We start from the raw sequence: 9,340 nt of genomic DNA on the forward strand, positions 1-9,340 counted from the left end.
CGCGGGTGAATAGTTACTTTTATGTGATTTTAAGTAAAAAGGTGTAAATTACGCCTCTCAATTAATATGTGTTTTGTATCACTGTAATTATATGTATTGAGTTTTGATGCTTATGTCGTTTTTGTGATGCTTACTTCAATCAATATGTAACAAAAACAAGCAATGAATTTTCTCGCTGCAACATGCAGTGGGCGGACTTCTTTTGTCCAAAATATGTCTATGAGCGCTCGGCTTCGCATTAATGCATTGAATTATAAGGCATCAATGATGGCGGTAGCGTGGCATGACTCGGTAACCTTAATGGTTAGAATTGGATTTAGAGACCGGTAAAGGCTGCAAAAAATAATGAATAAGAAAAAGTTAGCAACGATGTTGGTCGTAGTAGGGTTAAGTGGCTGTAGTCTACCAGGTAGTCATCTTCCTACTGGTGATAAGGCTCATGAAGCAGTCGATGAATCAAAGCCACTTGAACAACAGGTCTCTATTTATCCATTAACGGCACAAACTGTGGCCGAATTTAAAACAGTAGCCCCGCAAGCTGCGGCTAACCCGACACTTGATATGGCGATCGCTCGCTATGAATACAAGGTAGGCACGGGTGACGTACTGAACATCACGATTTGGGATCACCCTGAGTTAACGATTCCTGCGGGCTCTTATCGAAGCTCAGAGGAGGCTGGCAACTGGGTACACGCTGATGGCACCATTTTCTATCCATATATTGGTAAAGTTCACGTCGCTGGAAAAACGGTGACTGAAATTCGAGTCGATATCGCCCATCGGCTCGCCAAATATATCGAAAGTCCTCAGGTCGATGTCAATATTGCCGCGTTTCGTTCCCAGAAAGCCTATATAACCGGCGAAGTCGATAAACCGGGTCAGCAGCCTATCACTAATATTCCACTAACACTCCTTGATGCCGTTAATCGTGCTGGTGGATTAGCTACCGATGCCGATTGGCGCAACGTGACCTTAACGCGAAATGGCACTGAGCAACATATTTCTCTCTATGCTTTGATGCAGCGTGGTGACTTAACTCAAAACCAACTGTTGCAATCAGGCGATATCGTTCATGTGCCACGTAATGATGATCAAAAGATCTTTGTGTTAGGCGAAGTCTCTTCTCCGCAGATGCTGAAAATTGACCGCGCTGGGATGAGTTTAACTGAAGCATTAAGTTCTGTTGGTGGCATCAATGAAGTGGCAGCTGATGCGTCTGGTGTCTTTGTTATCCGCAGCAGTCAACAACAAGATCAGGTAGCGGATATCTATCAGCTCAATATAAAAGATGCGACAGCATTGGTCGTGGGCACCGAGTTTGGTTTACAGCCTTACGATGTGGTTTATGTGACTGCGCAGCCTATTTCACGTTGGAACCGTTTAATGACTCAGCTCTTGCCTACGTTAACGGGTATTAAGAATATCGCTGATGCTGGAAACTCATATCGAGCGTGGGGTAATTAATGAGCTCGGCTGTGTTAATCAACCTGGATTGTGTTTTTAAAGTGGTGTGGAGGTTTTATGTTTAACAATATTCTTATTGTATGTGTTGGCAACATTTGTCGTTCTCCAACGGGAGAGCGTGCGCTAAAGCGAATTCTACCAGCCAAGAACATTACCTCAGCAGGTATTGCAGCAGAAAAGAGCCGATTGATTGGTAAAGAGGCCGATGATATGGCACTACAAATTGCTTCACGCTATCAGTTGGACCTCAATGGACATCAATCTCAGCAACTGACCCCAGAGCTATGTCGAGGTAGTGACCTGATTCTCGCTATGGAAAAAAAGCACATTGATGCGATTTCACAAATTGCTCCGGAAGCTCGTGGCAAAACGATGTTATTCGGTCAATGGTTAGGTGGTATTGAAATTCCCGACCCATACCGTCAAAGCCAAGAAGCTTTTGAGCATGTTTATCAGTTAATTGATAAAGCGGCGAGCGAGTGGGCAAAGAAGCTCGGATAACTAAAAGTAGCGTCACTTTCTAGTAAACGCATTCATTAACAACTTTTTATTTGCTGTCCCCAAAACCTAAATGCCGGGACTTTAGGACATGACCCAATGCTGACCGACACTAAAAAAGCTTACGATACAGCCAGTGATGAAATCGATCTGAGCCGACTTTTTGGTATGTTACTCGATGCCAAATGGGTCATCGTTGGTATTACGTTTTTGTTTGCTGCCTTGGGCGTAGTCTATGCACTAATGGCGACGCCTATCTATAAAGCGGATGCGTTAATTCAAGTTGAAAGCAAAAATTCTGGGGTATCGACGTTAATCAGCGATGGATTAGGAGATATCTTTTCTCAGGAATCGTCTGCGAGTACAGAGATAGAGATTATTAACTCTCGCATGGTGCTGGGTGAGACGGTGGATAAGCTCAACCTAACTACGATTGCTGTACCAAAAACACTGCCAGTAATCGGCAAAGGTTTGAATCGACTACAAGGCGAACAGCTATCTATAGATATTGCACGTTTTGAAAGACCGGAATACCTAGACCCTGTGTCTTTAACGCTTATCGTAAAAGATGATAAAGCCGAAAGCTATCAAGTGACTACAGAAGACGGTAAGTTGGTTTTGGTTGGTCGCACTGGAGAGCTCGCTGAAAATGGCGATTGGCAGCTTTTTGTACGCCATATTGATGCTGAACAGGGCAGCCAGTTTATGTTGAGTAAGCGTTCTCGATTGGAAGCCATACAATGGCTGCAACAAACCTTATCTATCAGTGAACGCAGTAAACAAACCGGTATCCTTCAACTGACCTTTGAAGGTGAAGATAAAACACAAATTAAAGCCATACTGGACGATATTAGCCAAAACTACTTCTTGCAGAACGTTGCTCGTCAATCAGCTGAGGCGGAGAAGAGTTTGGTATTTCTGCAAAAGAACCTTCCTCAGATCAAAGCAACATTGAATGACTCTGAAGATAAGTTAAATCGTTTCAGACAGCAAAATGAATCGGTTGATTTAGGGTTAGAAGCACAATCGGCGTTAAAGGTGATTGTGGACTTAGAAGCACAACTGAATGAACTCACATTTAAAGAGAGTGACATCAGCCAGCGTTTTACTAAAGATCATCCTTCATACAAATCGTTACTTGATAAACGGCAAACCTTATTGCACGAGCGCGAGAGGCTAAATCAAGATATTCAAAAATTGCCTAAAACTCAGCGTGAAGTGCTGCGTATGACACGGGATGTGGAAGTGAATCAGCAGATCTACATCCAACTGCTTAACAAAGTGCAAGAACTCAGCATTATGAAAGCAAGCGCCGTGGGCAATGTGCGTATCCTAGACACAGCTCAAGTGTTTATGCATCCAGTAAAACCGAAGAAATCTTTGATTGTCGTTTTAGCGACGCTACTCGGTGGTATGTTGAGTGTCGCGGTGGTCTTGGTTAAAGCGGCTTTTCATCAGGGTGTAGAAAGTGCTGAGGAGATTGAATCAATAGGTCTATCGGTGTATACCAGTGTTCCTAAGTCCGATTTGCAGCTGTCTTTTGCAAAATCGAGTAAAAAAGCGCTAAGAGCCAAAAAGCCCATAGAAAGTCAGGGCTTACTAGCAAAAGAAAACCCAGCTGATTTATCGATTGAGGCATTGCGAGGCCTACGCACTAGCCTTCATTTTGCCATGATGGAGGCAAAAAATAACATTGTTATGATTTCAGGACCAGCGCCTGGTGTGGGTAAGTCCTTTATTGCTACCAACTTTGCTGCCGTTGCGGCAACGACAGGGCAAAAAGTGTTATTGATAGATGCCGATATGCGAAAAGGCTATTTGCAAAAAAGTTTTAATTTACAGTGGGATAATGGTTTGTCTGATCTATTGGCAGATAAGCTCTCGATTCAAAACGCGATTAAGCCTAGCGGAATCAAGGGACTAGAAGTGATTACACGTGGGATGGTGCCGCCAAATCCTTCGGAGCTTCTAATGCATCAACGTTTTAGTAAATTGTTAGAATGGGCGAGTGAGCAATACGATTTGGTTCTCGTGGATACGCCGCCTGTTCTAGCTGTAACAGATCCTAGTATTGTAGGGGCTCAAGCAGGGACGACCTTAATGGTGGCGCGCTTCGGTCAAAACTCGTTAAAAGAGATAGAGATAGCGAGAGACCGTTTCAATAAATCTGGCATTGAGGTCAAAGGGGTGATTCTCAATGCTATAGAGAAGAAAGCATCCAATGGGTATGGGTATTATCAGTATTCTTATGAATAACCTGCGAGAGTGATAAGTAAGCTAAGATCCTTTACACACTCTCACAGAATCCAACTTGCTCACCTATGTGATATGTGGATAATAAAGTTCGCTGTTATTTACAGACAGAAGAATACGACGAAGATTGTCATCAAAGTAATACAGGCGACGGCTTAAACGTCTGTAATTCAGGCAGTCTAAATATGTAAAGCTGGCAAATGCGCAATGTGGTTTACGCTATACCAAAGGGCGGTAGCGTGCTCAAAAACTACAATTGAAGGATAAACGTGCACAGAGAGGCACGAAAAAAATGGAAGGCTAGGTTGTATGCGCAGCTGCGGCTAAAGAAATGCACGTCTTGTGTACGGTGTTACCCCTCAAACTGACACTGCTTTACCCTGCTCATCTTATAATATCTACCGGTACAACACTTCCTTTTATTCATCTCGAACATTTGTCCTAAGCTTTGCATCCATTATCCGGACCATATCCACGCTTAGGGAACATCACCTTGATCCAAAGAACCAAATTGACTATCGCAACAGCCATATTGGGTAGCGTGCTTTGCTCTCAATCGGCATTTGCTGATCTATACGCGGGTGCCGCTGTAACATACGCTGGTGCTGAATATCAACACACACCATCAAGTGGTACAGCAGATGCCTCTCCGCTGCTAGTTCAAGCGCAGCTTGGCTACTTCTTCACTGATTATTTTGCGGTTGAAGGCCGTTATGGCACTTCGATTCAACGCTCTGGTGGTCTTAATGTTGACCATACAGCGTCTGCGTTATTAAAAGGCAATGTCCCGGTGACTGACCAGCTTTCAATGTATGGTTTGCTAGGCTATTCATCAGTAACCATTGACCAGCAAGACGTAGGTTCTGGCTCTGACAGTGGGATGAGTTTTGGTCTCGGTATGCACTATGCGTTAAGTAGTTACACTGCCGTCACGTTTGAGTTTCTCAACAATTTAAATAGCGATAAAGCTCGCTTAAACGGGTTAAGTCTTGGGTTTCAGTACCGCTTCTAGAAAGTGAGGAAAACAAACCTAAGTCACAATGGAACACGCTAAGAGAATGAATCAATGAGAACGAAATTAAAACAGTGGCTGGCTGCCAGTGTCTGTATGACAGCAGCATTTACTATGCCAGTAAACGCTCAAACGCCAACACCACAGCAGATGGAAATGTTCAAAAGTTTGCCAGCTAGCCAACAGCAAGCATTAGCAGCGCAATATGGAATAACTCTGCCAAGTAGTAGCGGAACGACTGAACAATACCAAAATCCGCAGTTGATGAATGAACGTGGTGCGCAAGGAATTCAAGGTACACAAAGCTCTGCACAATCACCTCAAGCAACTTATATTAAAGGGCCCGATGGTCAATTTGTTGAGCAAACCTTTATTCAAGGAGCTGACGGTCAATTTATTCCAAACCCAAATCCCCCAAAAGCCAAACAAAATACTCCTTTGCAACGTTTTGGTATTAATCTGTTTGCGTCATCGCCTTCGACATTTGCACCGATAAGTGATGTGCCAGTGCCTGCGGAGTATCAAGTTGGCCCAGGTGATGAAATTGTTATTCAGCTGTTCGGTAAAGAGAACCAAACTCACCGACTACGTGTAAATCGTGAAGGTGTGGTAAATTTCCCAACATTAGGGCCAATTCAAGTTGGCGGAATGAGCTTCTCTAATGTCCGTGAATCGTTACAACAACGCGTACGTGAACAGATGATTGGGGTACGTAGCGATGTCACTATGGGTGAACTGCGTACCATGCAGATATTCGTGATGGGTGATGCCTATAAGCCGGGTGCATATACCGTAAGCGGACTGACAACCATTTCTCAAGCGATATACTATAGTGGTGGTTTCAGCGAAAGTGGTGCACTGCGTGATATTCAGTTAAAACGAAATGGTAAGTTAATCCGTCGTTTGGATATGTATGACTTGTTACTAAAAGGTGATACCCGCAACGATTTGCGCTTAATGCCGGGTGATGTGGTTTTTATTGGTCCAGTAAAACAAACTGTTTCTATAGAAGGCGAAGTTAATCGCCCTGCCATTTACGAAATCAAACCAGGCGAAAGCTACGCTCATATCCTGAATATGGCGGCAGGGTTGACGGCGAACGCCTACGCAGATCAAGTCCAAGTAAAACGCTCTGCAAAAAATGGTATACGTGAAGTACTAACACTCGCACTTAATACTAATGCAGGTTTAAATACTAAAGCCAAGAGTGGTGACCAAGTAAGCGTTGGCAAGCGTAGTGATGAGTTAAAGAATTACGTACAATTGGAAGGTGACGTACTGCATCCGGGTTACTACCAGTGGAAAAGCGGCACTAAAATCTCGCACATTTTCTCTAGCGTAGATACCGCGTTTAATTCAACCGCAGATGTGCACTATGCCATTGTTGTACGAGAAATTAATCCTCAACGTGATGTCCGTGTTTATCAAATAGACCTCGCTAACGCAATTATGGCACCAAGTAGCAAAGACAATATGTTACTAAATTCTCGTGACCGTATATTAGTGTTTAACCGTTTTAATCTTGAAGAGTTAGATTCATTGTCGCAGCTAGGCGAAAAAACCGTTACAGCAAAGACTTTTGAGCAAGCTCAGCTGCAAAGCTTTGAACAAGAGTTGAAAGATCAACAAAATGCTTTGAAAGGTGGTGAGCAACTTGACAATCAACAGGTCAAACTCATCTATCAAGGTCAAGAAATCACCCAAGAACAGATTGACATGGTGAAGCGTTCTACTCGTCAATCCTTGCTCGCGCCGGTATTGATGCAGCTTCGCCAACAAGCGGTTTATGGTCATCCACCTATGATTGCTGAAGTGGGCGGGGAAGTGAAACACCCAGGGAATTACCCAATTACTAACAATAATACTGTAAAAGATTTGGTCGCAGCTGCGGGTGGATTAACACCAGATGCTTATATTATGAATGCCGAACTATCTCGTACGGTTGTTGACCAAAAAGACCAGCGTCCAGTATTGGATATTTCCCGTATTAACCTGGGTAACGCATTGCTTGGTGATGTAAATGAAAACGCTATCATTGGCCCACGTGACCGCTTGAATGTCCTTGAGCAACCTAATGCGAATATGCATCGTTCCGTAACGCTACAAGGCGAAGTAAAGTTCCCTGGTACATATACGGTGCGACAGGGTGAGACCATGAGCGAGCTTATCGAACGTGCAGGGGGCTTAACGAAATTTGCTCACCCACAAGGTGCGATTTTCACTCGTGAAGCGCTTCGTCTACAGGAAGAAAAGCAGCTTAACGAATACGCCGCAGATATTCGTAAAGAGACAGCGAAGAAAACCTTCCGTGTTGATAACAACTTAGGTTCGACTATCTCAGATCCAGACAAGACATTGGCGTTTGTAGAAGAAGCCAGCAAGAGCAAAGCGCTTGGCCGAATGGTGGTTCAACTCGATGAAATCACTGAAGGTAATCAAGCCGCTGACTTTATGCTAGAAGATGGTGACTTCTTATTTGTACCAACCTTCCGTAATACCGTCTCAATCATGGGTGAAGTACAGGTGTCTATCACATATTTGTTAGATAACAAGCTGAAAGTTAAAGACTATCTAAACAAAGCCGGTGGCATTAAAAAGCAAGCGGATGAAGACCGCATTTTTGTTGTACGTGCTGATGGTTCTGTTTACAAACCCAATTCAGGTTACTGGTTTGGAAATCGCAATGAAGAGCTAAAACCAGGTGACACGATTGTGGTGCCTATTGATACTGATTACCGTGATGCGCTTAGCACTTGGACTGCGGCTACGCAGATCCTGTATCAAATTGGTGTAGCAGTTAATGCTATTAACAAGTAATAGGTTCGGAGAATAGAGTATGAATCAAAACAATTATCCGAACCAATTGCCACCGCAGTTTGCCCAGCAAAACCAGGATGATGAAATTGACCTTAAAGAGCTTTTTTTTGCGCTATGGAAGGGGAAATGGATCATCGTTGCAACAACATTTGTGTTTGCTGTAGGAGCGGTAGTATATGCAATAAGTCAGCCTAATACCTATAAGGCCGATACTCTTTTAGCTCCAGCGGAAAGCTCGGGGCAAGGTGGGCTTGCAAAAATGGCTGGGCAGTTAGGAGGCTTGGCCGCGCTGGCGGGGGTAAACCTGGGTGGTGGTGAAAGTAGCCAAACGGACCTCGCTGTGCAAGTGATGAAATCTCGTCAGTTTGTGGAGCATTTTATTCAAGAGCACGACCTTTTGGTTCCAATAATGGCGGCGAAAGATTGGGATGCCAATAGCAATACTTTAGTTTTAAACGATGAAATATATGATGAGTCCACTGGTAGCTGGCTGCGCGAACCTAAAGGATTACGCGGGGCTGAGCCAACCGCGCAAGAAGCGTATAAAGTGTTTATCAGTAAGATATTCAGCGTAAGCCAGGACAAAGAGAGTGGACTTTACACAGTAAGCATTGAGCACTTTTCTCCGTTCTTAGCACAGCAGTGGACGACCTGGCTAGTTGAAGATATTAACAAAGTAATGCGAGAGCGCGTGATAGCAGAAAGCACCCAAAACTTAGACTACCTTGCGGAACAGCTAAACAAAACGTCGATAGCCGAAATGCAAAGTGCGTTTTATCAGATTGTGGAAGAGCAGACTAAGAGTTTGATGCTGGCTGAAGTGCAAGAAGAATTCATTTTCAAGGTAGTAGATCCGGCTGTGGTGCCTGAGTTGAAAGCGGGACCTAAACGAGCCTTGATTTGTGTACTTGGTGCCTTGCTTGGTGGTATGTTGGGTGTCGTGATTGTACTAGTTCGTTTCGCATCTAGAAAAGAAGATGATGAAAGCCTAGAACCACAAACATAGAGATTTCAAGCCTTGACCATGTTTTTTCCCTCCGAACTTCTCTGTCATCCTTACGAATATGAGACTCAAAAAGAGAATGTTTAGGCAATAGTGTATTTTTAAAAAGGACTATTGGGTCGTATTTGTCAAAAGTAGTCTAATCATTGATTTACTAAGGGGACTTCGGTTTAGAGTGTCTCTTTTTGGATAAAAAGTGTCACTGGAATAGGTTTTCTGAGGTTAACATAAAGTTATATAAGTTGATGCAAAAAGGAATTTTGTGACAACAAAAAGAATCGAAACATGAAAAG

The 9,340-nt window shown here is 43.6% G+C and carries 6 protein-coding genes; all 6 read left to right on the forward strand.

The annotated features are described in order from the left end of the window. Positions 1 to 345 precede the first annotated feature (345 nt). The 6 genes from HW45_RS04205 to HW45_RS04230 all read left to right on the forward strand — a co-directional run bounded on the left by HW45_RS04205 (position 346) and on the right by HW45_RS04230 (position 9,050). Positions 346 to 1,464 (forward strand): polysaccharide export protein, encoded by a 1,119-nt coding sequence (locus HW45_RS04205; RefSeq protein ID WP_038225089.1) that lies wholly within the window; start codon positions 346 to 348, stop codon positions 1,462 to 1,464. 57 nt (positions 1,465 to 1,521) lie between these two features. Beyond that, the gene (locus HW45_RS04210; RefSeq protein ID WP_038225090.1) at positions 1,522 to 1,965 is read left to right on the forward strand and encodes an arsenate reductase/protein-tyrosine-phosphatase family protein; all 444 of its coding nucleotides are present in this window, start codon (positions 1,522 to 1,524) and stop codon (positions 1,963 to 1,965) included. A 96-nt stretch (positions 1,966 to 2,061) separates the two neighbouring features. Then, positions 2,062 to 4,218 (forward strand): polysaccharide biosynthesis tyrosine autokinase, encoded by a 2,157-nt coding sequence (locus tag HW45_RS04215; RefSeq protein WP_038225092.1) that lies wholly within the window; start codon positions 2,062 to 2,064, stop codon positions 4,216 to 4,218. 490 nt (positions 4,219 to 4,708) lie between these two features. Then, positions 4,709 to 5,227 (forward strand): outer membrane beta-barrel protein, encoded by a 519-nt coding sequence (locus HW45_RS04220; protein WP_051867760.1) that lies wholly within the window; start codon positions 4,709 to 4,711, stop codon positions 5,225 to 5,227. A 54-nt stretch (positions 5,228 to 5,281) separates the two neighbouring features. After that, entirely contained in the window at positions 5,282 to 8,044 is a 2,763-nt protein-coding gene (locus tag HW45_RS04225; protein ID WP_038225093.1) for an SLBB domain-containing protein, read from the forward strand. A gap of 19 nt (positions 8,045 to 8,063) precedes the next feature. Next, positions 8,064 to 9,050 carry a Wzz/FepE/Etk N-terminal domain-containing protein gene (locus HW45_RS04230; protein ID WP_038225094.1) on the forward strand — a complete coding sequence of 329 codons (987 nt, stop codon included), beginning with the start codon at positions 8,064 to 8,066 and terminating at the stop codon, positions 9,048 to 9,050. Positions 9,051 to 9,340 lie beyond the last annotated feature (290 nt).

Source organism: Vibrio sp. ER1A (assembly GCF_000733315.1).
Classification (GTDB): domain Bacteria; phylum Pseudomonadota; class Gammaproteobacteria; order Enterobacterales; family Vibrionaceae; genus Vibrio; species Vibrio mediterranei.